This window comes from Paenibacillus sp. BAC0078 (assembly GCF_054483875.1).
Genome location: NZ_JBTLRW010000002.1, coordinates 404,135 through 427,942, shown reverse-complemented (window position 1 = coordinate 427,942; position 23,808 = coordinate 404,135). Strand labels below are relative to the sequence as shown.

Sequence of the window (23,808 nt, the reverse complement as noted above, 5' to 3'; positions counted from 1 at the left end):
CAGCAGATAGCGGCCGTATCGGCTTGGCTTGTACAGCTTCAAAACAAAAAAACACAGTTCCCGAAAGAACTGTGTGCTTTGAATTACTGGTTACCACTCATTCAAGTGCTTGCCATATCAAATATATATTGGGACTGACAGAACAACTGTCCAGCCGTTTCTTATAATTTAACTACGTTAGCTGCTTGAGGACCGCGGTTACCATCAGTGATGTCGAATTCTACTGCTTGGCCTTCATCCAAAGTCTTGAATCCGTCACCTTGAATTGCTGAGAAGTGAACGAATACATCTTCGCCGCCTTCTACTTGAAGAAAACCATAACCTTTTTCTGCGTTAAACCATTTTACTGTACCTTTCAAATGAACAACCTCCTAAAAATACCGCCATATATGACGTATGCTTACATTATACCCCAACTCTGCCTGCAAAGCAATCCATCATTTCCCTTCGCGCGTGATAATATTTGCTTTTCACTTCCCCTCTGCGTTATCATTGACCCAAAAGCCAAAAATCGCCAGGGTGGTAATGATAATGATAAAAAAACATGAAATATACAAAACGGACAAATGGAATATGATGACGGTGGAGGTTCAGGGCCGTTATATTGTCCTGCGCGAGATTTCCGATCAATGGGGAGAAGAAACGCATACCTTTATGAGCCGTCCGGCCATGATGGAATGGGTTAATAACCGCTTCAACAAAGAATCATATAAGGATAATGAGGAAGAGTACAAGAACATCATGGCTGCCTTCAAGCAGGTATAACTATGGGTAACGAAAGTCTGGCCATCTTCGTAGTTGTCGTTCTCTGTCTCGGAGCAGTTCTGATTATGGGCAAGGACAAGGTGCCTCCCCGCCTGAAGCGGGGGATGGCCCTGACTGCGGTCATATTGATCGCCTTGGCTTTTATCTTCATTATTTATAGCTTGTTGGCATAACTTCCGCGGCATTGGACAAGTAGAAACGGCTACGCCGTCCTTAAAAGGACGGCATCCGTTTCAGCGAGAAATATAAGGATAAAGTATAGGGTGAAACTTATACTTTCTTATATTTTTAATAATCAGGATTTGGCAGGGCATACTAAGCCGACCTTAAATGTCAGGAGGCTGCCGTCAATGTCCTTTTTCGCCAAGTCCCTCCCGCTTCTGCTTGCCTTAAGCCTGCTGCCGGGCGATCTCGCAATGTCAGCAGCACCGCAGAAGACTATGCCTACTACATCCCATCATCCGAGGAGGATTTCTATGGAACAGTTATTGAAAAGAAGTGAAGTGCCCGCCGAAAACCGCTGGAAGCTTGAAGACATGTTTGCCTCACAAGATCAATGGGATGCAGAATATAAGGAAGCAAAGGAGCTCATCAAGAGCGCCGCTGACTTCCAGGGCAAGCTGGACTCCCCTGAAGCGCTTAAGAAGTGCTTTGAGCTGGATGATAAGCTGTCCCTGCTGACCGAACGCCTCTATGTTTACGCGCATATGCGCCAGGATGAGGATACGGCTGCACCAGTCTACCAAGCCCTCTCCTCTAAAGCGAAAAAGCTTGGCGTTGAAGCCGGGGAAGCCCTTTCTTTTGTCACACCGGAAATTCTGGCTCTGCCCAATGAGAAGCTCGACCAGTTCATTGCTGATCCCGGCCTGAAGGACTATACCTTCACCTTAACGGAAATGAAGCGTGAGAAAGCGCATGTCCTCTCCAAAGTGGAAGAAGCCCTGCTCGCACAGGTCGGCAATATCTCTCAAGCGCCGCAGACGATCTTTGGCATGCTGAACAATGCGGATCTGAAGTTCCCTAAGATCAAGAACGAGGAAGGCAAGGAAGTGGAGCTGACGCACGGCAGCTACATTCAGTTCCTGGAGAGCCCGGACCGTGAGGTTCGCAAGAATGCTTTTAAGGCGGTCTATGAAACTTACGCCAAGCAAAAAAACACAATTGCCGCCACACTGAGCGCCAATGTGAATAAGAATGTATTTTACTCGCGTGTGCGCAAATATCCTTCCGTTCTGGAAATGTCGCTCTATGGCGACAACATTCCTAAGGAAGTGTACACGAACCTGATCGACACCATTCATGAGAGCCTGCCGCTGATGCACCGTTACATGAAGCTGCGCCAGAAGCTGCTGGGCGTCGACGAGCTACATATGTATGACCTGTTCGCACCGCTGGTGGATGAATATAAGCTGGACATTACCTTTGAAGAAGCCAAGAAGATTACCAAAGAAGGTCTGAAGCCGCTCGGCGAAGATTATCTGGGTGTGCTTCAAGAGGGCTATGACAACGGCTGGATTGATATTTATGAAAATGAGAACAAACGCACGGGCGCCTATAGCTGGGGAGCCTACGGCACTCACCCTTATGTGCTGCTCAACCACAACGATAATCTGAACAGCATGTTCACCCTGGCACATGAAATGGGCCATGCCCTGCATTCCTACTATTCTGACAATGCGTTGAAATACCGGGATGCGCAGTACACGATTTTCCTTGCAGAGGTGGCTTCCACGACCAACGAAGCGCTGCTGATGGATTATCTGCTGAACAAGTCAACTGATCCGAAGGAAAAAATGTATCTGCTCACGTATTACGCCGACCAATTCCGTACCACCGTGTTCCGGCAAACGATGTTCGCCGAATTTGAGAAGATCATCCACCAGCGTGCCGAAGACGGCGAATCGCTGACTCCGCAGGATCTCTCGTCCATCTACTATGACCTTAACGTCAAGTATTATGGCAAGAATATGGTTGTGGATAAGGATATCGAGATGGAGTGGGCGCGGATTCCGCATTTCTACAACAGCTTCTATGTCTATAAATATGCTACCGGCTTCTCGGCGGCAACCAGCTTCGCCAAGCAGATTCTGGAGGAAGGCAAACCGGCGGTGGACCGTTACCTCGGCTTCCTGAAAAGCGGCGGCAGCGACTATTCGATCAACATTCTATCCAAGGCGGGAGTCGACATGTCCTCTCCTGAGCCGATTCGTGAAGCTATGAGTGTGTTTGAGAGCGTGATTGAGCAGATGGAACAGTTGACCAAATAAGGCATAAAGCATAGTATTACCGTAGTCCCCTGCCCGGTGCGGGCAGGGGATTTCTAGTGCCACCACGTTCAGAGGAGGAAGTTATTTGAAATTGCAATGGTCACTAATATTAGGTCTGATCTTCGCCCTGCTGACAGCCGTTTTTGCAGTTATCAATGTAGATCCGGTTCAGGTTAACTTTTATTTTGATCAAGTCAGCCTTCCGCTGATTCTGGTTATACTCGGCTGTGCGCTAATCGGCGGTGTTATTGTCGGGTCCTACGGAATTTTCCGCCAATACAAGCTGCAGAAGCAAATCAAAGTGCTTACGGCAGAGCTGAACAAGCTCCGTGACGCGGGTAATTCTTTGGATGTCATGCCGAACCTTAAGGACAATCTTACCTCAAACAACTTGCCTGAGCTCTAAGAGTATACAAAGAACAGGAGGACTATACCTTGCTTACCATTCAACCTAATGAAGAGTACATTCTATCCATACTAAAAAAACTGCTCGATACCCCCAGCCCCAGCGGCTTTACAGCACAAGTCATGAGTCTGGTCGCTGAGGAGGCGGCGGCACTGAACGTGCCACTCAGCTGGAACGAAAAGGGCGGGGTTATCCTCACCGTTCCGGGCCTCGATCCTTCACGAACCATCGGCATCAGCGCCCATGTGGATACGCTCGGAGCCATGGTGCGTTCGATTAAGCCAAACGGTACACTGCGCCTGACCTCAGTCGGCGGCTTTGCGATGAACAGCATCGAAAATGAGTATTGTGTCATTCATACCCGCTCTGGCTTAACCTACACGGGCACTATTCTGACGAGCCACCCTTCAGTCCATGTGTACGCGGATGCGCGGGACTTCAAGCGGGCAGAGGAAAATATGGAGGTCCGCATCGACGAGCTGGTCTCGACCAAGGATGATGTGCTGAAGCTCGGCATCTCTGTCGGCGATTTCATCTCCTTCGATGCGCGTGCAGTGATTACGTCAAGCGGCTATATCAAGTCGCGCCATCTCGACGATAAGGCCAGTGTTGCCGCATTGCTCGGCCTGCTGGAAAGCATGAAGCGCGAAGGCTGGAAACCGCTGTACAATCTCTCCCTGCTGATCTCCAATTATGAAGAAGTAGGTCACGGCGCAGCCTGGATTCCTGGCGAGATCAGTGAGATGATCGCCGTCGACATGGGCGCTATGGGCGATGATCTGAGCTGCAAGGAGACCGATGTCTCCATCTGCGCCAAGGATTCCTCCGGCCCATATGATTACGCCATGACGGGACGACTGATTGAGCTGGCGAACAAGCTGGCGATTCCTTTTGCGGTGGATATTTATCCGCAATATGGCTCCGATGCCTCCGCAGCGCTGCGGGGCGGGAACAATATCCGTGCCGCGCTGATCGGCCCGGGCGTACATGCCTCCCACTCCATGGAGCGCACCCACAAGCAAGCCGTGCTGAACACGGCGAAGCTGCTCGCCGCATATGTGGGCGGGAACTGAAGCCAGCTTCGGCAAAAAGTGGCGGGAATGGCTGCGCAAGCCATACCTGATTGCCGCAGCCGTTCTGCTAGGGATAGCCATCACCATAGCTGTGGTGATGCTGGCTCATTCGCATAAGAAAGAGGCCTTTGACGGCCTGCCTCACAAATACAGCTACTTGCAAGCGGACAGCTCAAGTAAGGCAAAGCTACATATGATGCTGGTCGCGCCGGAAGACATCGTGCTGCGCAAAGCCGGCACGCCACTGCGCCCTATTGCCGCATACGGGATTAACGGCGGCTTCTTCTACGGCAGCGACCTCCTGTCGGTGGCAATTATGAATGACCGCCCGGTGAACGGAGCGCCAAGGGCTTATGGCTCTGGCTGGTTCAACGCTAAATATCCGCGTGGAACGCTCGTTTGGGATGGAGCCAGCGGCACATTATCGGTACAGGTTGTCTCCTCTGGAGACGAGCTGGAGGTCAGTGACCGCGGGCATTACTGGGCGCAGGGCGGTATCAGCATGAATCTGCAGCACGAGGAGCTGTGGCAGACGGCTGCAGCCGCAGAGCAGCTTCCCTTTGCGGACGAGCAGCGGATGCGCTCAGGGCTGGTCTACGCCCAGGACGGGAAGCTGTGGCTGATCGTCACGCAGGCGCGCTGTACGGCAGAGGAATTCCGTACAGCCGTTCTGGAGACCGTCCCCGGCGAGGGGCGGGAAGGCATTTTTCTCGACGGCGACGGCTCCTCACAGATGAACGCCGACGAGGCTGTGCTGACCGGCGATTCACGCCCGGTCGTGCAGATGATTGCCGTGGCGGGAGCGGAGCAGCCGTAGGATGTAGGTTATATGGGGTACGGATTCAGTGATCTTGCGCTGAAATCCGTACCCTTTTTCTAATATTAAAAGGGGTCAACAGATGCGCTTAGCCGCATGTCTGATACCGGGGATCGGTATTTTTTTTATCCCTGTTCAGAATCCGCAGTGTCGTTCCCGACTTGGCAATAAGATAGTGGACACTCTCCGAGTCTTCTTCCTCTATTCCATCCACCGAGAGAACGGCTGTCAACCTAATTCGCGTAGCATTTCGCTCTGTTACTCTGATGCGCAAGGGAACAAAGGGAATAACGCCAGTATCACCTACAATAACGTAAAGCCTATTGTTCCTCGAAACGGTCTGCAGATTGCAGAACATTCTGCCACTCATCGCGATTCCCCAGTATTTCCGGAAGTAAGCGATCACCTTGGCCCTTGTGCTGAATTTCAGCGGCAGCCGCTTATACTCTACCCCGTCCACTGTGATAACCCTGTTCTCATCAGCAGAATCATACACATCGAACCAAACCCTCTCCGCAGCGGTAATGAAGGCTTTCAGTTCACTGTCCGTTTGGGTTGCTCTCACCATTAATATCTCCTCCTCGCAATATAGTATTACAAGCTTGGTAATGCGCTTGTGTACTAGTCCACGAGGAGACACTCATTGTAGGGTTGCAAAGGGAACAGTAGAAAGGGAACCAAGAACATAAAACGGCTGTGCCGTCCTTTAAGGGATGGCACAGCCGTTATGACCAAATAAGAGAGTAATTTACTTCCACACCTGCTCCAGCTTATCCGAGTAGAACAGAATAGCTTTTCGGTAGCTGGCGATGCCTTCGTCAGAGGAGGTCTCTGCGAGCAGCGTCAACAGCAGCTTCATCGCTTCGCTGTGTTCGCCTAGGTTATGCAGTGTCATGGCAAGGAACACAGCAAATTCCTTATTCTGCGGAAATTCGCCGATGCCCTGCTCCAGCACCTTCCTTGACTGAGCGTATTCCCCCAGCGTTCTGTAGGTACTGCCAAGTCCGAGCAGCGCACCCATCCGCTCTTCCGGGGGCAGGCCAAGCGACAGGGAGCGCTCATAATATGGAACAGCCTCCCGTTCCAGGCCCAGCACATCATGGGTCCAGGCAAGCTGATAATGCAGCTCCGCATTGCCTTCATCCTCTGCCAGAAGCCGAAGCAGCAGACTTCTCGCTTCCTCGGCTTGACCGGCACTGCGCAGGGCGACGGCAGTTTCGATTGAATGAACCATCTAAGCCTTCCCCGCAATCTTCTCTGCAAGCTCATTAAGATACGTCCAGCGCTCCATCAGGCGCTCCAGCTCCGCTTCTCCCTGCCGCTGCTGTTCTACCAGCTCCTGCAGCTTAACGGAGTCAGCAAAGGCCGCCTCCATCTGTGTGCTGATGTCCGCAAGATGCTGCTCAGCCAGTTCGATTTGCTCGTCAATGCTCTCAAATTCCCGCTGTTCCTTGAAGGTGAACTTCAGCTTCTCTCTGGACGGAGGTGCGGGCGCAGCACTTTGTCCCTGCTCTGGCGTTGAGCCGCGTTTGCCGGTTCCCTCATCCTTGGCGGCTTCGCCGCCACGGGCCGGAACATTCTTGGCCAGCCACTCCTCATATTCACTGTAGTCGCCGACATGGAGCCGGATGCTTCCATTCTCAAAAGCAATCAGCTTATCCACGGTCCGGTCCAGGAAAAACCGGTCATGGGATACGGTGAAGACAACACCGGGAAACTCCTCAAGATAATCTTCCAGCACGGCAAGCGTGCTGATGTCCAGATCGTTGGTCGGCTCATCCAACAGCAGCACATTGGGCGCACCCATCAGCACCCGCAGCAAATACAAGCGTCTTTTCTCGCCACCCGAGAGCTTGGCGATTGGAGTCCATTGCATCACCGGCGGAAACAGGAACCGCTCCAGCATCTGGCCCGCTGTAATGACGCTGCCATCGGCTGTGCGGATAATCTCTGCCTCCTCCTTAATGTACTCAATGACCCGCTGGGTATCATCCATCTCCTGGTGCTCCTGTGTGAAGTACCCCAGCTTAACGGTAGCGCCAAGCTGAACCTCACCGCTATCCGGCTGAAGCTTGCCGGCAATCAGATTCAGCAGCGTAGATTTGCCGCTCCCGTTCGGACCGACAATCCCTACCCGGTCCTGCGGAACAGCGATATAGGTCAGATCCTTGATCAGCGTCCGGCCGCCAAGCACCTTGGTCAGATCCTTGAGCTCGATGATTTTCCGGCCAAGACGTGTTGAAGCCACGGAAATATCCAGCTGGCTTGCCGAAGCAGGTCCCTGGCTCTCCTTCAGCTTCTCAAAGCGGTCGATTCTCGCCTTCTGCTTCGTGGAGCGGGCTTTGGCCCCGCGCCGAATCCAGGCCAGCTCGGTGCGCAGCAGATTTTTGCGTTTCTGCTCCACCGAAGCCTCACGTTCCTCGCGTTCGGCCTTCAGCTCCAGAAACCGCGAGTAGTTCGCTTCATAGCGGTACAACTGTCCGCCATCTAGCTCCAGCATGACACTGGCTACCCGTTCCAGGAAGTAGCGGTCATGCGTTACCATCAGCAGCGCGCCGCGCCGTTTCTGCAAATATTGCTCTAGCCAGGCTACGGAATCCGTATCAATATGGTTGGTCGGCTCATCCAGAATAAGCAGCTCAGACGGTGTGATCAGCGCCGCCGCTAACGCCACACGCTTGCGTTGGCCCCCTGAGAGTGTCTCCATCCGTGCATCGAACCGGGTGATCCCGAGCTTCGTCAGCACCGTTTTGGCTTCACTCTCCAGTTGCCACGTGCCTGCCGCGTCGATGGCTTGCCCTATCCGCACCAGCCTGCTCTCCAGCTCGGGGCTGCCTGGGCTTTTTTCCAGAAGAGACATCGTTTCCATGTATTCCCGCATTGTCGCAAGCTCTGGCTCGTCTCCGGCGAAGACCTGCTGCAGCACGGTATTATCCGGCTCATACGGCGGATTCTGCGCCAGATACTGCACCCGTACCGCATTTCCGATGGCGATTTGCCCGTCATCCGGAGAATCCAGCCCGGCGATAATCTTCAGAAAGGTTGATTTACCCGTGCCGTTCACGCCGATGACACCGATCTTGTCCCGGTCATCCATGCCAAACGACGCATCACGGAACAATATTTTCTCCCCATAGCTTTTGGAAAGATGTTCCACGGTCATAATATTCATGCTCTGTCCTCGCTTGCCTTATATTTTGAAACCGGATTCTACTTCAGCTTACGATTCCTCCGGTTGATCTCCCAGTACCATGTTCAGGCTGCCGATTGCCCCCCGGATAAAAAGGCCGGCTGCAAATTTCACCCGTTTGTGTGCATCCTCCTCCGTAAAGGAGAGGTCGAACAAAATATCCATCTTGAGCCGGTCCAGCATGCCAATGTACGACTGCGCCATTAGCTCCGGCTCGGATGCCCCGCCTTCCAGCAGCACTTTCACCACGGCCTGCATGTACTCTTCCATAAACAACGCCATGTAGGCCACCAGCTCCGGGTTGTTGTTAGGCGCCCGAAAAAAAAGCTTCGTATGCTGCTTGCGCTCATAATAATAGAAAAGATGATGCTCCGCAATCACCGACAGCTTCTCTGTCAGGCTGCCGCAAGCGAGCAGCTTGCCCTCAAGCTGCTGAAGGAAGCCTTCACAGTCGCGGCGTGTGACCGCCATGAACAAGTCTTCTTTATTCTTGAAATATAAATATATCGTGCCCTTGGCAATACCCGCACGTTCCGCCACTTGGGACATCTTCGTTTCGTAGAAGCCTCCTGAACCGAAGAGCTCATAAGCGGCATCCAGTATCGCTGTATACTTGTGAATGGATGCACCGCTCACCGGTTCACCTCCTCAAAGATTGTGTGTCTAATCTTACAACGGCATGCATAAACAACCTGGCGGCTGATGCCGTCAAATACTGCCGATCAGCAGGGCTACAACGCCGCCGAGGATTGAACTGGCCGCGTTCACCGCGTCATTGTCCATCCAGCGCCAGCCCCGGGCGTACACGGTAGGCTGCCCGCAATGCCGCGAGGCCTCCACCTCGCGGCCGCACACGGTGCAGCGGTTCATCCGCTGTACCGTTGCGCCCAGGATTGAGTCGGCGAAGGCGCCGGCGAGACCGCCCAGGAGTCCTGCCAGCGTGAGCAGCAGGAAGGGATGGTCCGGCATGCCTGAGGCTGCCCGCAGCAGCCAGGAGGCAGCGCCGATCAGGGCGCCGCCGCAAGCGGCGGCCAGGGTTCCCGGCAGCGAAACGCCGCCGGAGGTGCCGGGCGGTAATATCCGCCCCGTTAGCACGGACCGGGGCGGCTTCTTGGCGAGCGTGCCAATTTCCGTTGCCCACGTATCTGAGGTTACGGTAGCCATGACGCCGATGAACAAATACCCCCATATCTCCAGGGGATAAATAGCGTTCAGCAGTACCAGCAGCATGCCCAGGCCGCCGTTAGCGAAGACCTGGCCTGCGTCCCGGCGTCCTGTTTTGTCATAGGTGGCTTCCAGCTCCGCCTTGTTCTCATGGTGAAGCTTCGAGAGCAGGCTGGAGGAGATGAAGAACAGCAGCAGAACACCGAACCAGAAGGCATTCCCTGCTCCGAAATAAATCGTTCCCATCGCGATCGCCGCCAGCATGCCGGAGAAGCTGAGCGACTGCTTATAGTAAGCAGCCCCAGCTACCAGCAGAGCGCCGCAGAAGCCGATCCCCCATCGCAGCACTTCAATTACCGCCGGCATCGCTAACCGATCAGGCAAGTACCCAGCAGGGTATCGCCCCAGTAGAGTTCAAACGAATCACCAGATACAACAGGACCTACTCCGGCAGGAGTACCGGTATAAATGATATCATCTTTGCCGAGTCCATAGCGGGAGGCAATGAAATCCACAATTTTTTGCAGCGAAAAAATCATGTTCTTCACATTCCCGCGCTGCACCTCCACGCCGTTCTTGCGCACAGTGAAATCTGTAGCTTCCAGCTCTTCCGTTTCGGGAAATGCAATGTATGGAGTCAGCGGGGCAGCGTTCTTGAACCCTTTTGCAGGCGTCCACGGCAGGCCTTTCTTCTGCAGATCATTATGCACATCACGAAGGGTGAAATCGAGGCCGAGTGCCATCACGTCCACAAGCTCCTGCACGCTCATTCCAGGCACATAGTCCCGCGCAATCCGCAGAACAATCTCACCTTCATAATGAATAAGCCCGGCATCCTTGGGGAGCTGAATGACCGCCTTATCGAGGGGAACTGCCGCATGGGATGGCTTCAGAAAGATCAGCGGCTCCACCGGCACCTTATTGCCCAGCTCCTCCGCATGTTGTCTATAGTTGCGTCCAACGCAGTAGATATTGTTAACATCAGCACACATTGTTCTTCAGCTCTCTTTCCCGTCGATTTAGAGTTCATTTAGACTTCCAGAAACGTATCGCCCCATATATCCGGACGGTTCGTACAAATCATTATTTCCGAAGACATCTCGGCCAAACGGCGCATATCCTTGGCTTTGTTCACCGTCCAGGCCATAATTTTTATCTCCCGCCCGACAAGCAGGTTCGCCAGAGCCGAATCCAGCCGGTCGAAGCTGATAGACAACATAGAGCAGCCAAGCTCCTGCAGCTTCCCCGCAGGATCACCGCCTCTTGAGTCGTAGATCAGTCCGGTCTGAAAACGGGAGTCCAGTTCTTTGCTCCGCTGCAGCGCTCCGGCATCGAATGAGGTCAGCACCACCTTATCGCGCATGCCCAGCGAATTGACAAGATCAATGACCGCCTTCTCCAGGCCGGGATACATCTCTCCGCTGGTCTTCAGTTCAATGTTCAGGTGCAGCCTGCCGGAGGCCAGCGCAAGCACCTCTTCCAGCGAAGGAACACGTTCTCCGCGAAAAGCGCGCCCTTTCCAGCTTCCCGCATCGAGGCGCCGGATATGCTCGTAATCCATATCCTTCACCTTGCCGTGCCCGTTGGTCGTCCGGTCCAGCGTAAAATCATGGATCACTACAGGCACGCCGTCCTTCGAAAGCTGCACATCAATCTCTATCCAGCGGACAAACGGCAGAGCCATCGCCATGCGGACCGCAGCGAGCGTATTCTCCGGGGCTTTACCGGAAAATCCGCGATGGGCAACGCACATATTTTTCATCATAAGAGCACCTCTATTTACCGGCTTGAACAACACTGCCATCATTGCCGATCTTCACCAGACCCGAGGACAGAGCTTCAACCTTATGCAGCAAAAGCTGTCCGTCCACCTCGTTCATCGGCACCGGCTGGCCCAGCTCGGCATCCATCGGATTCAGCTTCAGCGAGCACTGGCCTGTAATGTTGCATTCTGCCTGAAATATAGCAGTTTCCCAGGTAGATTTAACAGAGGAACGCGTAAAAATAAAATTCCCTGTGCTATAAGCGATCCACTTGCCCTTGTAAGGCTCAATTCCCTGCAGCACATGCGGATGTCCGCCCATAACCAGATCCGCTCCCGCATCAATAAAGCTGTGGCCCAGCGCCTGTTGGGTCTTATCATACTGCTCCATGCGCTCTTTGCCCCAATGCACCACTACGACCACCAGGTCGGCTTGTTTCTTGGCTGCGGCGATGGCCTTTAATGCCTCTGCACTGTCATAAACCGAGGCAACCCCCGGTTTGTTCGTTCCGGCCATCCAGTCACTGCGGGGCATCACACGCGTGAAGCCGAGCAAGGCGATTCGGATACCCTGGCGTTCAAAATACTTGGCAGTGTATGCTTCTGTGGCATTCGCCCCGCCCCCTACATAGGGAATGCTCCGGCTCCTCAGATGGCTAAGAGTATCCAGCAGCCCCTCTTCCCCTTGGTCAAGGGTATGATTGTTAGCCAGATTGACCGCGTCTACGCCCGCTGCCTTCAATGAATCCAGCGCCTTCGGCGCTCCCTTGAACACAAACTGCTTGTCTGCGGCGCCAACACCGCCGGTGGTAATCGGAGTCTCCAAATTGAGAATAGTCAGATCATCCCGCTTGAACAGCCCGTCCAGAGCGGCGTAAGAATAATCGTAGCCTTTCTTCTCCAGCAGTTCTCCAACCTTACCTGAAAAGATAACATCTCCGGCAAAATTAAGCTTAACCGTCTTCCCTGCGGCGTCCTTCGGCAATCCGGAAACAATACCACTAGCATCTGTCTCCCCGCTCGCGGCTGCATCATCCGTAGGGACGCTGCTGGCCTCCGGCGTCTCTGAAACGCTATCCGGCCCCGGGGATGGCGAGAGCTCTGGTGTTTGCTCTGGCGAAGACTCCGGCGTTGGGGTTGCCGAAGCTTCAGGCTGAGCGGTGGCGACCTCTGGCCCAGCCGCCCCGTTATCCGGTGAAGGCGAGCTCACCGCTTCGGCGGCTGGCGGCTGCAGTTCGCCGCTTCTACCGTTATCGCCGATAAAATAATAGACTAGCATAGCAGAAATCAATAATAGCAGACTTACATTCAACCATATCCAAGCCGTTCTGCGCCTTTGTCTGCTTCTGCGCTTCTGCTTTTGTCTGGTACGTGATCGCGGCGGATACATGGTACACGCAAATCTCCTTTACCCGTAAATTGTTTCTATTATAGCATAAGTCGGACTCCCTCCTCCAAATAGACAGTTATCAGCGGCACATCAGTCAGAACACTTTCACTGGAGGTGAGCTTGAAAGGAGAAATTTACCGGTTCGAGCTCCAATAACGACATTTCTGCCGTTGTTGCTGAACAAATTTACCGGTCGGGCTTCAATAACGGCATTTTTGCCGTTGTTGCTGAACAAATTTACCGGTCGGGCTCCAATAACGGCATTTCTGCCGTTGTTGCTGAACCAATCAACCAGTCGAGCTTACATAACGGCATTTCTGCCGTTGTTGCCAAGTGGAAACGGCTAAGCCGTCCTTAAAAGACGGTATCCGTTTCAGCGAGAAATAGAAGGATGATTTATGGCGGCGTGAAACATATAAATCCTTAGATTTAAATAAAAAACGATGAAGCGCACCCTGCTCCGCTTCACCGTTAATTCTATTTCAGTGCTGCCGCTGGCTTCTGCTGCCTGAGGCTGCCTGCTGCGCTCTCCGCCGTCAGCTTGGCGTGCTTGATGCAGTCCGGCATGCCGACTCCGTCGTAGCCGGCCCCGAAGGCGTACACCCCCGGCAGCTTGCGGGCAAGTTCGCTGCGCAGTCCGGCAATACCAGCCGGATGCCCTACCGGATACTGCGGCATGGAATGCTTCAGCCGGGTAATCTCCGTAAACAACGGGTCAGCGTTGATGCCCATAATCTCCTTCAGGTCCTTGCGCACCAGACCCGCCAGTGCCTCATCAGGGAGCCCGACATTCTGTTCATCCCCCGAACGCCCGACATAACAGCGCAGCAGCACCCTGTCGTCGGGGCTTGTATGCAGCCACTTGGTAGACGTCCAGGTACATGCCGTAATATTTCGGCCTTCTTTTCGCGGGACCAGGAAACCTGAACCATCATATTCCGTAACAATGTCCTTCTTGGCAAAGGCCATAACCACATTGGCCACCGATACATAGTTCACAGCGTCCAGCGCCGACACATCCACATGGGGACGAAGCAGCCCGGCAGCGGCAAAATTCTGTACGGTGACGTACACATCATCCGCCTGCAGCCGTTCCCCGTCATCCAGCTCCACTTCATAGCGCGGGGAGGTACCGCCCGCCGAAGCCGATGTGCCAGCTCCGGCACCGCTCAGCAGATGCAACGACTTCACACCCGTTCCGGTCCGCTGCTCCACATCATGTAACTCGTGGATCAGAGCCTGCACGAGACTCTGCAAGCCTTTGCGGAAGGTCAGAAAGGCGCTTTTTTTGGTGCCGGTGTGTGTTTCAGTCGGCTTGCGCCCTGTAGTCATACCGCGGATCAGGCTTCCATATTTACGCTCCACCTCTCCGAACTGCGGGAAAGTGGCCTGAAGGCTGATCTTGCGCATGTCGCCGGCATAAATGCCTGCCAGCAGCGGCTCCGTCATATTCTCCAGCACTTCGGTACCAAGGCGGCGTTCGATCAGCTCACCCAGCGATTCATCTTCGGAGCTGCGGCGCGGCGGAATCACGAAATCCATCATTGCCCGCAGCTTGCCGCCGAATGTAACCAGGCCGCTCTTCAGAAACGGCTTCAGCTCCGTGGGAATACCAAGCACCAGACCGGCCGGCATCGGATGCAGCTTGCCCCGCTGCAGTATGTACGTCTTCTTGGCATTCGGATTAGTAGTCACTAGCTCATGGTCAATCCCCAGCTCTTTGGCCAGGTCGCTCATTGCTGTTTTGCGGGCTAGAAAAGAGTCCGGCCCCTTTTCGATCACAAAGCCCTCACGGTGCAGCGTCTCAATCTTGCCCCCAAGTGACTTGTCCTTCTCAACCAGGACAATATCCGGCTGAATTCCGGCTTCCCGGTAATATTTGCGGACATAAAAAGCGGCGCTGAGGCCGCTGAGGCCACCGCCGATTATCACTACCTTACGGGCTGCACCGGTCATGACTGGCTCACCTTCAGCTCTTTTGCCGCAGTTTGCACCACATCGCTGAGCACCGACATATATGCCGGATCGCTGTTGAGTGAATCAATCCGCAGCAGCCGCAGATCCAGCTCGGAGGCCAGTGCCTGGGCTTCTATGTCGAGGTCGTACAGCACCTCCAAATGGTCTGACACGAAGCCGATTGGAGCTGCCAGGACATATTTCACCTGTGACTCACTAAGCTCACGGAGCGTCTCAAGAATGTCTGGACCGAGCCACGGCTCGGCTGTCCGGCCCGCGCTCTGCCAGGTGAACTGCCAGGAGGTTACTCCCGCCTGCTTGGCAATGGCTTCAGAGGTTGCCAGGAGCTGATCACGGTACGGATCACCCATGGACAGAATCCGCTCAGGCAAGCTGTGCGCACTGAACAGCACCCGAACCTCTTCGCGCTTCGCCCCCGTTTCCTCAAAGAGGTCCAGCTTCGCTGCCACTCTGCGGCTGAGCACATCAATCAGCTCTGGATGCAGGTGGTAGCTCTCCACGAATGTCATTTCAACTCCGCTGGCTGCAGCTTTTTCCTGAGCACGCTTGATATAGGTGCCAACACTCATTACGGAATAGTGCGGGGCTAGCACAACGCCGACAGCCTTGGTAATGCCGTCCTGCAGCATAGCCTCTACACCATCTTCAATAAAAGGGCGGGCGTGCTTCAGTCCCTGGTAGCAGACATATTCCACACCCTCTGCGTTATGGCCGCTGTTCAGCGCAGCCTGCAATGCCGCTACTTGACGGTCCGTGTTCTCCCGCAGCGGAAAAACACCGCCGACGATAGCCTCATAACGGTCCTTCAGCTCCTTAAGCTGCTCTGCGGAAGGCGGATTGCCGCGGCGGATATGGGTGTAGTAGGCTTCCACTCCCTCCAGACTTTCAGGCGTGCCGTACGACATCACGAGTACACCAATTTTTGTGTTCACGGTTTTCATTCCTTTCTGTTCTTAAGGGCTTCGCGCGAATAATCATGTATATACTCCGTCAGCTCTCTTAGCGTGTCCAGTGAAGCCTCAGGAAATAATCCATGCCCCAAATTAAATATGTAGCCCGGCTCCTGAATGCCTTCATCAATCAGCTCTTTGGCCCGTTCCTTCAGCAGCTCCATCGGTGCAGTCAGCAGATAAGGGTCAAGGTTGCCCTGAATGGCAAAAGCTCCGCCTGTCCGGCGTCTGCCTTCACTGAGGCTCACACGCCAGTCCAGGCCAATCACATCAGCTTGAAGATTCGTCAGGCTTGACAGCAGCTCTCCAGAGCTTACACCGGGAAAATAAATCTTCGGCACATTAAGATCCGAAAGCTCGGCAAAAATACGGGAAATGGTCGGCAGCACAAATTGCTCGAAATCACGGGGGGCAAGCGCACCGACCCAGCTATCGAACAGCTGGAAGGCTTTGCCCCCGCTAACGACATGGCTGCGCAGATAGGCGATGACCATATCACCGAGCTTATCCATCAGCTTGTGCCAGACCTGGGGCTGGCTGTACATCAGTTCCTTGGTGCGGTGATAGCTCTTCGAAGGCCGGCCTTCAATCAGATAGCTGGCAATCGTAAAAGGCGCTCCGGCAAAAGTAATCAGCGGCACGTCGAGCTCCTTGTCGAGAATAGCAATCGTCTTCAGAATGTGGCCGAGGTCGCCTTCAACATCAATTGGCTTCAGTCTGTCCACATCGGCTGCGGTGCGGATCGGATTCTCGATAACCGGACCGATGTTCTTGACAATATCAAATTTCACTCCAAGGGAAGCCACCGGGTTCATGATGTCGGAGTACAGAATAGCTGCATCAACCCCCAGCTTGCGGACAGGCATCATAGTAACCTCTGCCGCAAGCTCCGGCTGCGCACAGATCTCCAGCAGCGAGTAATTTTCCTTGATTTTACGGTATTCGGGATCATAACGACCAGCTTGCCGCATGTACCATACGGGAATATGCTCCGTGTCTTGCTTCTTGCATGCGCGGATAAAAGTGTCATTGTAGGTCATGATAAGATCTCCATTAGATTTGATAGTTGATTAAGTAAACGCTTATCACTTATTATGCTCTTTTTAAAAGTTCGGAACAACCGCCGCGAAAGCCAAGGGAATGACAATCCAATGACATTACTATGACAAGTGTTGCAGTGAGTGAGCTAAATTATATGATATACTGATAGAATGCCTTTTTTCTTGAACTTTTGATCGTTTAATTTCTTGAAAGGAAGTGAAAGCACTTTGAAGAATTGGGAGACATGGAAAATCAACCTCATTGTGCTTTGGTTCGGACAGTTTCTGGTCAATGCCGGAATGACTATGATTACCCCATTCTTGTCTTTATATCTGGCCAAAGACCTGGGAGTCCAAGGAAATTCGCTCGGGATATGGGCCGGACTTATTTTTGCCGCAAACTTTTTGACCTCGTTTCTGTTTCAGCCGCTGTGGGGCAAGCTGGCCGACAAATACGGGCGCAAAATTATGCTACTTCGCTCCAGCTTCGGCATGGCGCTGGTCATCGTGATGATGGGCTTCGCACAGACGCCTATGCAGCTTCTGCTGCTCCGGCTGCTTAACGGAACGATCTCCGGCTTCAATCCGGCCTCCATCGCACTCGTCTCCGGCAATACGCCAAAGGAGCGCATGGGTTTTGCCATGGGGCTGATGCAGTCCGGCTCAGTCGCCGGAACCATTCTTGGACCGCTGATCGGCGGAGCGATGGCTGACTGGATCGGGTATCGCCCAATCTTTTATATCGTGGGTGCGCTCTTGTTCGCAGCCTCCCTGCTGGCGCTGTTCCTGGTCAAGGAGAAGTTCGACCGTACCCAGGCCGCCAAGGCGCCGCAGGTTTCCGTAATGGAGGGCTTCAAGGAACTGGCTAAGGTCCCGCAGCTTCCGGCATTGTTCGGGGTAACATTCCTCCTGCAGTTTGCCATGATCAGCCCCATGACTCTGCTTCCGCTGTATGTAGAAAAGCTGCACGGCTCAGCGACAGACATCGCCTTCTGGGCCGGAGTAGTCAGCGCTGTTACCGGCATCTCCAACATGCTGGCTTCTCCGCTGCTGGGCAAGCTTAGCGACAAGGTCGGCGCTCACCGCATCTTGACCTACGCGCTGGTCGGCGCTGCCGTGTTCATCATTCCCCAAGCCTTTGTTACGAGTGTCTGGCAGCTCATCGTTGTCCGTTTTCTGATGGGGGTCTTCATGGGAGGTCTGCTGCCAAGCGTCAACGCCCTGATCCGCTCCTATACCCCTGAAGGCAAAGACAGCCGAGCTTTCGGCTTCAACAGCAGTATGCTGGCCCTCGGGAACATGCTGGGAGCGGTCATTGGCGGATTTTTAGCGGGATACATCGGAATTGAAGGATTGTTCCTGATTTCGGGCGGCTTCCTGCTGGTCAACACGGTCTGGGTACGGCTGAAGCTGTATAAAGGGCATGCGCCGCGTTTATTCCGTTAGCAATTATTTTACAATAGCCAATGCCAGACCGTCGTAGGCGGGCAGCAGCGTGGTCATGAGCCGCTCATCATGGGCAATCATTTCATTGAAGCGCCGCATGGCTTGCACGGCCGGCCCATTCTTCTCCAGGTTGAGTGTCCGTCCGCGCAGAAAAATGTTATCCCCGGCGATAATCGCTCCCGGCGAAGCCAGTCTGATCGCATATTCCAAATAATGCGGGTAATTCTCCTTGTCGGCGTCGATAAAAAAGAAATCAAACCTCCGGCCCTCCGCCTCCAGCAGCTTCAGGCTGTCCAGCGCAGGGCCGAGCTTGTATTCCACAGCTTCGCCGAAGCCGGCCTGCTGCAGATGGCGCTGCGCAAGCTCCGCATATTCGGCCTTCAGCTCCAGCGACGTCAGCCGCCCGCCGGACGCAAGTCCGCGGCACAGGCAAATGCCGCTGTACCCGCCAAGGGCCCCGATCTCCAGAATGGAAGCCGAGCGGGACATTCTGACCAGCATCGTCAGCAGCCGCCCGTAGCCCGGTGCAATGGAAACCTCCGGCATGTGGTTGTCGATAATCGCTTGTTTGACCTTAAGAAGCAGCTCGTCCTCTATGTAAAGCTGCTCACTGTATTCTTCCTGATTAGGCATGGGTATTCTCCTTTGATTATTAGTGGCATTGTGCTGTGTCCCGCATTCCCCTATACTTGAAAAGACAAGCCGCCGTCAAAGCGGAGCTCAGGTTAGCCATACAAGTTAGGCATACTAGAATTACTGCTTCACTTATTGTACTGGCTTTTCATATTTACCTACAAGTTAAACGGAGTTGAGAGCATTTGGGCAAATTACAATTGATCGCCACCGCCCCGATGGGGCTGGAGGCAGTCGTAGCACGCGAATTAAATGAACTGGGTTATGAGACTACAACCGAAAATGGCCGGGTATTGTTCAGCGGGGATTACATCGACATCTGCCGCTGCAATTTATGGCTGCGCACCTCTGACCGTGTATTGGTGAAGATGGGCCAGTTCCCGGCCAGAACCTTCGACGAGCTGTTCGAGGGCGTCAAAGCCATCGACTGGCAGGACTGGATTCCCGAGAACGGAGAATTCCCGGTGGAAGGACGGTCGCATAAATCCCAGCTTACCAGCGTACCCGCCTGCCAGGGGATTGTCAAGAAAGCCATTGTTGAAAAGCTGAAGCTTTCGCACCATACCGAATGGTTCCCGGAGAACGGGCCCCGGTATGTTGTGGAAGTGATTCTTTTGAATGATATCGCCTTGATTACACTGGATACTACCGGCCCGGCGCTGCACAAACGCGGTTACCGCCGCCAGGCAACGGAAGCGCCGCTGAAGGAAACGATGGCCGCCGCGCTGATCCAGCTCAGCCGCTGGAACGGCCACCGTCCGCTGTACGATCCTTGCTGCGGCTCCGGCACGCTGCTTATTGAAGCGGCGATGATCGCCTGGAATATCGCGCCAGGCCTGCGGCGCTCGTTCCCGTCGGAGCATTGGCCCGTAATCCCGAAGCGCCTCTGGGAAGAAGCCCGCGAGGAGGCCATCGACGCCGTGCGCGACGACTACCCGCTGCAGCTTACCGGCAGCGACATCGACCCTGCCGCGATTGAAATCGCTGAAGCCAACGCGAAGAGCGCCGGACTTTCCGGTGAGATCACCTTTCAGACCATCGCTGCCGCCAAAGCCAGACCGCAAGGCGATTACGGCTGCATCATCACGAATCCGCCCTACGGGGAGCGGATCAGCAGCGACAAAGAGGTGGAGAAGCTCACCCGCCAATTCGGCGAAATGATGCTATATCTGCCGACCTGGTCCTTTTTCGCCATCAGCCCGTATAAGGAGTTCGAGCAATTCTACGGACGCAAGGCGGACAAACGGCGCAAGCTGTTCAACGGACGGATTGAGTGCCAGTATTATCAATACCTCGGGCCGCTCCCTCCGCGCAATCCGCAATAAACAAATAGCCTTAAGCCCCACAGCTGCTGTGAGTGCTTAAGGCTATTTGTTGTAAATAACGCTTGTAAATGAAATTTGAGCATGAATTAGAACAATACCTTGTCCGGGTGGGAGCCAACGCGTTCCCCGGCATCGAGTCCGCTTATCGCCGCAAGCTCCTCCGCCGACAGCTCGAAATCGAAGATCTCACTGTTTTCCTTGATCCGCGATGCAGTTACCGATTTCGGAATAATTATGATGTCATTCTGCAGTCCCCATCGTAAAATAACCTGGGATACCGTCTTGCCGTGCTTCCCAGCGATACTCTGCAGCAGCTCGTTATCCTGCAGTCTGCCCTTCATCAGCGGAGCCCAGGCTTCAATCTGAATTCCGCGGCTGGCGCAGTACTCATGCAGCTCCTTCTGGATAAACCGCGGATGCAGCTCTACCTGATTCACAGCAGGTACAATTTCACTGTCCTTAAGTAATTCCTCCAGGTGATGGATCTGAAAATTGCTGACGCCGATAGCCCGGGTTCGGCCTTCGGTATACAGCCGCTCCAGCGCACGCCAGGTATCTTTATATTTGTCTACGCCCGGCCAGTGGATCAAGTACAGATCAATAATATCCAGGCCCAGCTTCTTGCAGCTGGTATCGAAGGCTCTAAGCGTCTGATCATAGCCCTGATCCGCATTCCATACCTTGGTCGTTACGAACAGGCTGTCCCGTGCGACGCCGCTGGCGGCTATCGAGCTCCCAACCTCTTCTTCGTTGCCATAAAGCGCTGCGGTATCAATGCTGCGGTAGCCCAGCTCGAGCGCAGTAGTTACAGCTTTGGCGACCTCTTCACCTGCTGCTTTATAGGTGCCCAGTCCAAAACGGGGCATGACAATCCCGTTATTCAAAATCGTTCCATCGGTAATATGCTTCATTTAGCTCCACTACCTCCTATGTAGGTCTCTAATTTCGACAACAGCTCCATTATAACATGTAGTTGCTGGAAGATGCGGACATCCCTCAAGTGAAGACGGCTTATAACGTGCAAAAAGCCCCCGCAAACCATTGCGGAGGCGATACTTCTCTAGGTTAGTATTATTCCTTGATGACTGGCTTTTTGACAAAAGCCTCAGCTTTCGCCAGCACTTCATCCTCGGTCGGAGCACTGACATACCGTCCATTTATATACACAAACGGCCGTTTGCCGCAAGGCCCGCAATAGGAGATGCACCCGGTCTTGATCTCGGCATCGGGCGCCATCTTGCGCAGCTTAGGCAGGATACTTTTCATCTTGATATGATTACATTCGTCGCAAATCCGTATATCGTTAGCCATGAAGCAACCCTTCTTTATGTCCGTAAAGATCAGGCGAACGCTTAGTGATCGCCATGATTTCCTTTTGACGGATTAGTGATAACAAAGCCTTCTTCCGGGAAGTACAGGTAATCAATCTTCACACCATCCAGCAGCGGCTGGTTCGGGTCAAGAATGACATCAATCTCTTTGTCTGTCGTAACAACCACATCATTCTCTTTAGGCGTGTCCAAATCCAGGCCGTAGTGGGCATGATCGCCGTGGGCATGCGTAATGGCTACGCGCAGCTTCAGCTCGCTGTTGCCTTCAAGCTCCATTGTTTTCTTTATCACTTTAGCCGCATTGCGGGTAATTTTGACGTTCATCCTTATCCATCTCCCAGGCATCTATAGTTTAAATACTCAATAATTCATTTTAAGGAAATGAGCCTGCAAAAGCAACCATATTAGTGAAATAGATGCTGCAGCCGCGCTAAAGATTCTCTAAATATTCATCTTCCGGCTCTCAGCGCCGGGTATTTGCGGTCCATCCGTGATACGAACCAGCCCGTCAGCAGCATTGTTACCCCAATATCGTCAATCGGCAGAAAAGGCATAAAATCCGGCAGCACCCAGTACAGCAGCACCGGAACTGTGAACAGCAGCTTGTCCGTTAGCGCAACATCGGGCGATATGACATACTGCCAGGAATTGCGGAAAAGCCGGGACCACATCTTCAGTGACAGCAGTTTTCTCAGTTTCATTAACGGCCCTCCCAAAAGTTTGAAAAGGGTACAGCCGCTGAGAGCTTCTAAAAGAAAACTGCGGCCATACCCTTTGCTGTTATATTACGCAAATTTGCAGGTATTGTTTCATTTTCATTTGAAATTTGAAAGAATAGCCGCCAAAATAAGGCTGGTATCCAGCGCCACATCCTCAAAATCAGCCAGCGGCAGCGGATTCTTACCGCTGCCCAGCTCCACGGTGAAGCCGGGCTTGCGGAAGCGCTGGATGAACCAATCCTTGTAACCGGCGTCGCTGCCGGTCAGCTCCACCGGCCGATAGCCGCTTGCCGCCGCCAGCCTGACCGCAAGCGCCTTGCTCTCCGGCGGCTCATAACCCCGATAATTCCAGTAAATCTCGCCTCCCTGGCTATGCAGGGATACGGCGGCATCGCCGGGAACCTCTTCTGCCAGCCGTACAAGCGCTGCCGCTTCCGGCTCGCTGAGCGGCGCCCTCCCGCTGAAATCACGCGGCCCAGGCTCCCCCACACCCCGCCGGGCCCGTTCCTCTTCCCAGTGGGCGGGGAACTGGTCCCCTAGATCCACACCCCGGATGTTGGCCTTCCAGTGCCGGAAGCTGCGCCGGCCGTGGTTCCATTTCATCAGCTCATCGTAACAGGGATGCCCGGACAGCACGCCTTCCTGTACCAGTTCGACCCCATCAGGGTTGGCCATCGGCACTGCCCATAACGTCCAGCCGCTATACCACTCTTCGGGATGGTGACCGTTCCACTCCTTGCCTTCGGCATAAGCCGCAGCATATTTCTCTACAAAAGACATCAGACAAGGCGATGTCAGCCATTCATTGGCATGCAGCGCAGCATTCACATGAAGATGGCGGGGGCCATTGCCAATCCGCAGCAAATGAAGGGGCTTGCCCAGCACACTGGTGCCGATGCTGTCTTTTTGGATAAAGGGGTATTGGCTGGTTAACTTTGCAATATCCTCCTCCACCTCGTTAGGCCCGTATTCACCGCGCAGGTGCACCACTGAATGGGGGGTGGCTGGAGGAATGACCAGCACTTTGCCGGGAGCGCACCAGTGTGCCGAGGTCACGCCCGGATTTAGCCTCTCAAGCTCACATACATCCACGCCAAACAGGGCGGAAACAAGCTCCGCATTGTCACCCTCCTGCACAGCATAGCGTTTGCGTGGAGCGGAAGGCAGGAACAGGATTTGTCCCGGATACAAGTAAGGCTGCCTTCCCGCCCATGGGTTTCCTTGAATAACATGCTCCGGCGTCAGTCCGGCTTTTGCGGCAATCCGGCTGACGGTGTCTCCCCTGCGGGCAATATATTGCTGCATATGTCTCATCCTCTCGGCCTCAAGTACGCCGTCATCCACTGCCGTCAGCCGGGCATTACCGCGGAGACAACCGGACACAGCCCTCTGGTCTTATTGTATGCAGCCCCTTCTGTCCACCATGAAAGAATTGAGCCGGACCGCTGCCGCACAATACTAAAAGACCGGAGCATTGCTGTCCCGGCCTTATTTTACAGTTCTAATATCTCCCGAAATTAGAGGTTTGTCCCTATTCAATTCACCCATAGCCA

26 protein-coding genes are annotated in these 23,808 nt (G+C 53.9%); 8 read left to right on the top strand and 18 right to left on the bottom strand.

Annotated features, from left to right (window positions below; genetic code table 11):
• Window positions 1-161 precede the first annotated feature (161 nt).
• Window positions 162-359 carry a cold shock domain-containing protein gene (locus tag ACX1DY_RS05425; RefSeq protein ID WP_019911834.1) on the bottom strand — a complete coding sequence of 66 codons (198 nt, stop codon included), beginning with the start codon at window positions 357-359 and terminating at the stop codon, window positions 162-164.
• 172 nt (window positions 360-531) lie between these two features.
• Between ACX1DY_RS05425 and ACX1DY_RS05420 the strand changes: the two genes are divergently transcribed.
• The 6 genes from ACX1DY_RS05420 to ACX1DY_RS05395 all read left to right on the top strand — a co-directional run bounded on the left by ACX1DY_RS05420 (window position 532) and on the right by ACX1DY_RS05395 (window position 5,328).
• Window positions 532-765 (top strand): hypothetical protein, encoded by a 234-nt coding sequence (locus ACX1DY_RS05420; RefSeq protein ID WP_458963169.1) that lies wholly within the window; start codon window positions 532-534, stop codon window positions 763-765.
• A gap of 2 nt (window positions 766-767) precedes the next feature.
• Window positions 768-938 carry a hypothetical protein gene (locus ACX1DY_RS05415; RefSeq protein WP_458963168.1) on the top strand — a complete coding sequence of 57 codons (171 nt, stop codon included), beginning with the start codon at window positions 768-770 and terminating at the stop codon, window positions 936-938.
• A gap of 303 nt (window positions 939-1,241) precedes the next feature.
• Entirely contained in the window at window positions 1,242-3,032 is a 1,791-nt protein-coding gene (pepF, locus tag ACX1DY_RS05410) for an oligoendopeptidase F (RefSeq protein WP_458963429.1), read from the top strand.
• 85 nt (window positions 3,033-3,117) lie between these two features.
• Window positions 3,118-3,438, top strand: a complete 321-nt coding sequence (locus ACX1DY_RS05405; protein ID WP_458963167.1) for a LapA family protein — start codon at window positions 3,118-3,120, stop codon at window positions 3,436-3,438.
• Window positions 3,439-3,467: 29 nt separating this feature from the next.
• On the top strand, window positions 3,468-4,511 hold the full coding sequence (locus tag ACX1DY_RS05400; protein ID WP_458963166.1) for a M42 family metallopeptidase: 1,044 nt from the start codon (window positions 3,468-3,470) through the stop codon (window positions 4,509-4,511).
• Window positions 4,495-5,328, top strand: a complete 834-nt coding sequence (locus ACX1DY_RS05395; protein WP_458963165.1) for a hypothetical protein — start codon at window positions 4,495-4,497, stop codon at window positions 5,326-5,328. The genes ACX1DY_RS05400 and ACX1DY_RS05395 overlap by 17 nt, the downstream gene beginning before the upstream one ends.
• An 88-nt stretch (window positions 5,329-5,416) precedes the next feature.
• Here the strand turns inward: ACX1DY_RS05395 and ACX1DY_RS05390 are convergent, their stop codons facing one another.
• The 11 genes from ACX1DY_RS05390 to hemE all read right to left on the bottom strand — a co-directional run bounded on the left by ACX1DY_RS05390 (window position 5,417) and on the right by hemE (window position 16,801).
• On the bottom strand, window positions 5,417-5,896 hold the full coding sequence (locus ACX1DY_RS05390) for a DL-endopeptidase inhibitor IseA family protein (RefSeq protein WP_458963164.1): 480 nt from the start codon (window positions 5,894-5,896) through the stop codon (window positions 5,417-5,419).
• Between the two features lie 180 nt (window positions 5,897-6,076).
• Window positions 6,077-6,562, bottom strand: a complete 486-nt coding sequence (locus tag ACX1DY_RS05385; protein WP_458963163.1) for a tetratricopeptide repeat protein — start codon at window positions 6,560-6,562, stop codon at window positions 6,077-6,079.
• Window positions 6,563-8,500, bottom strand: coding sequence for an ABC-F family ATP-binding cassette domain-containing protein (locus ACX1DY_RS05380; RefSeq protein ID WP_458963162.1), 1,938 nt, complete (start codon window positions 8,498-8,500; stop codon window positions 6,563-6,565).
• Between the two features lie 48 nt (window positions 8,501-8,548).
• Window positions 8,549-9,154, bottom strand: coding sequence for a TetR/AcrR family transcriptional regulator (locus ACX1DY_RS05375; RefSeq protein ID WP_458963161.1), 606 nt, complete (start codon window positions 9,152-9,154; stop codon window positions 8,549-8,551).
• Between the two features lie 72 nt (window positions 9,155-9,226).
• Window positions 9,227-10,027, bottom strand: coding sequence for a DUF92 domain-containing protein (locus ACX1DY_RS05370; RefSeq protein ID WP_458963428.1), 801 nt, complete (start codon window positions 10,025-10,027; stop codon window positions 9,227-9,229).
• Between the two features lie 23 nt (window positions 10,028-10,050).
• Window positions 10,051-10,674, bottom strand: a complete 624-nt coding sequence (locus ACX1DY_RS05365) for a fumarylacetoacetate hydrolase family protein (protein WP_458963160.1) — start codon at window positions 10,672-10,674, stop codon at window positions 10,051-10,053.
• 38 nt (window positions 10,675-10,712) lie between these two features.
• Window positions 10,713-11,444 carry a glycerophosphodiester phosphodiesterase gene (locus ACX1DY_RS05360; RefSeq protein WP_458963427.1) on the bottom strand — a complete coding sequence of 244 codons (732 nt, stop codon included), beginning with the start codon at window positions 11,442-11,444 and terminating at the stop codon, window positions 10,713-10,715.
• Between the two features lie 13 nt (window positions 11,445-11,457).
• Window positions 11,458-12,834, bottom strand: coding sequence for a CapA family protein (locus ACX1DY_RS05355; protein ID WP_458963159.1), 1,377 nt, complete (start codon window positions 12,832-12,834; stop codon window positions 11,458-11,460).
• 477 nt (window positions 12,835-13,311) lie between these two features.
• On the bottom strand, window positions 13,312-14,790 hold the full coding sequence (hemG, locus tag ACX1DY_RS05350; RefSeq protein WP_458963158.1) for a protoporphyrinogen oxidase: 1,479 nt from the start codon (window positions 14,788-14,790) through the stop codon (window positions 13,312-13,314).
• Window positions 14,787-15,743, bottom strand: coding sequence for a ferrochelatase (gene hemH / locus ACX1DY_RS05345; RefSeq protein WP_458963157.1), 957 nt, complete (start codon window positions 15,741-15,743; stop codon window positions 14,787-14,789). Before hemH ends, hemG begins: the two co-directional genes overlap by 4 nt.
• A gap of 5 nt (window positions 15,744-15,748) precedes the next feature.
• Window positions 15,749-16,801, bottom strand: coding sequence for a uroporphyrinogen decarboxylase (hemE, locus tag ACX1DY_RS05340; protein ID WP_458963156.1), 1,053 nt, complete (start codon window positions 16,799-16,801; stop codon window positions 15,749-15,751).
• Window positions 16,802-17,029: 228 nt separating this feature from the next.
• On the opposite strand from hemE, the gene ACX1DY_RS05335 reads away from it, so the two are divergent.
• Entirely contained in the window at window positions 17,030-18,247 is a 1,218-nt protein-coding gene (locus ACX1DY_RS05335; RefSeq protein WP_458963155.1) for an MFS transporter, read from the top strand.
• 3 nt (window positions 18,248-18,250) lie between these two features.
• Here ACX1DY_RS05335 and ACX1DY_RS05330 read toward each other — a convergent pair whose 3' ends face one another.
• Window positions 18,251-18,880 (bottom strand): O-methyltransferase, encoded by a 630-nt coding sequence (locus ACX1DY_RS05330; protein ID WP_458963154.1) that lies wholly within the window; start codon window positions 18,878-18,880, stop codon window positions 18,251-18,253.
• Window positions 18,881-19,065: 185 nt separating this feature from the next.
• Between ACX1DY_RS05330 and ACX1DY_RS05325 the strand changes: the two genes are divergently transcribed.
• Window positions 19,066-20,205, top strand: a complete 1,140-nt coding sequence (locus ACX1DY_RS05325; protein ID WP_458963153.1) for a THUMP domain-containing class I SAM-dependent RNA methyltransferase — start codon at window positions 19,066-19,068, stop codon at window positions 20,203-20,205.
• A gap of 86 nt (window positions 20,206-20,291) precedes the next feature.
• Here the strand turns inward: ACX1DY_RS05325 and ACX1DY_RS05320 are convergent, their stop codons facing one another.
• The 5 genes from ACX1DY_RS05320 to ACX1DY_RS05300 all read right to left on the bottom strand — a co-directional run bounded on the left by ACX1DY_RS05320 (window position 20,292) and on the right by ACX1DY_RS05300 (window position 23,560).
• On the bottom strand, window positions 20,292-21,116 hold the full coding sequence (locus ACX1DY_RS05320) for an aldo/keto reductase (protein WP_458963152.1): 825 nt from the start codon (window positions 21,114-21,116) through the stop codon (window positions 20,292-20,294).
• Window positions 21,117-21,276: 160 nt separating this feature from the next.
• Entirely contained in the window at window positions 21,277-21,516 is a 240-nt protein-coding gene (locus ACX1DY_RS05315) for a YuzB family protein (RefSeq protein ID WP_019911861.1), read from the bottom strand.
• 41 nt (window positions 21,517-21,557) lie between these two features.
• On the bottom strand, window positions 21,558-21,860 hold the full coding sequence (locus ACX1DY_RS05310; protein ID WP_019911862.1) for a HesB/IscA family protein: 303 nt from the start codon (window positions 21,858-21,860) through the stop codon (window positions 21,558-21,560).
• Window positions 21,861-21,985: 125 nt separating this feature from the next.
• Entirely contained in the window at window positions 21,986-22,237 is a 252-nt protein-coding gene (locus ACX1DY_RS05305; RefSeq protein WP_458963151.1) for a hypothetical protein, read from the bottom strand.
• A 114-nt stretch (window positions 22,238-22,351) separates the two neighbouring features.
• A complete protein-coding gene (locus tag ACX1DY_RS05300) occupies window positions 22,352-23,560 on the bottom strand; it encodes a M14 family zinc carboxypeptidase (RefSeq protein ID WP_458963150.1) in 1,209 nt (402 codons plus the stop codon).
• Window positions 23,561-23,808 lie beyond the last annotated feature (248 nt).